This window comes from Cellulomonas algicola (assembly GCF_003851725.1).
Classification (GTDB): Bacteria; Actinomycetota; Actinomycetes; order Actinomycetales; family Cellulomonadaceae; genus Cellulomonas; species Cellulomonas algicola.
Map to the genome: position 1 here is coordinate 1 of NZ_BHYL01000488.1, position 853 is coordinate 853.

Annotated in this window: 1 protein-coding gene; it reads left to right on the top strand. The window is 79.8% G+C overall.

Annotated features, from left to right (window positions below; genetic code table 11):
* Positions 1-118: 118 nt before the first annotated feature.
* A partial coding sequence (locus CTKZ_RS21045; protein WP_200829876.1) for a low temperature requirement protein A occupies positions 119-853 on the top strand: 735 nt, incomplete at its 3' end.

Consider the following 853-nt stretch of genomic DNA (forward strand, 5'->3'; position numbering starts at 1 on the left):
GGCGCGGCTCGACCGCGCCCTGGAGTCGCGGCGCCGACGCCGGGACGAGCGCCGCGGACCGTCCGACGCCGCGCCGGTGCGCGGGCCGGGCGGCGCCGACGGGCCGCGCGGTCGGCAGGTGCCCACGACCGTCCAGGTGCTCGGCGCCGACGTCCCGCACCTCGGCGAGCGCATGAGCCTGTTCGTGCTCATCGTGCTGGGGGAGTCGCTGATCCAGGTGATCGACGGCGCGAGCGAGGCGGAGTGGGACCGGGCGCTCGCCGTCGCGGGCGCAGGCGCGTTCACGCTGCTCGTCGGCCTGTGGGGCGTCGCGGTGCGATGGGGGTCCGCCGGCGTCGCCCTGCTGCCGCCGGGGTCGCTCGAACCGCGCCTCGCCTGGGGCGCCCACCTCGTGTCCACCTGCGCGCTGGCGACCGTCGCCGCCACGCTCGCGCCGTTCGTCGCCGACCCGACCGCACAGGTCGGCGACCGTGACCGCTGGTTCGCGGTGGGCGCCTACGCGACGTACGCGCTCGTCGCGGCGAGCATCCACGTGGCCCTCGCGGTGCGGGACGGCCGCGCGGGCGCCGACCCCGCCGGGCGACGGGAGAGCGCGCGGCGGGCGGTCGCGATCGGCGCGCCCGCGCTCGTCGTCGTCACGCTCGCCGGGGTGCACGTCGACCCGACGGCGGTCCGGCTCGTCTGGTTGCTCGCGGGCGGCGTCGTCCTCATGCCCGTGCTGCTCGGCGTCCTGCGCCGCCGGGACGAGCGGCAGGGCGACGAGCCCGGGCGCGCGGGAGCCGGCGGGCGCGACGAGCGTCGCGCCGAACGGGACGCGGCACGCGAGCGGCGCCACGCCGGGCGAGCCGGGCAC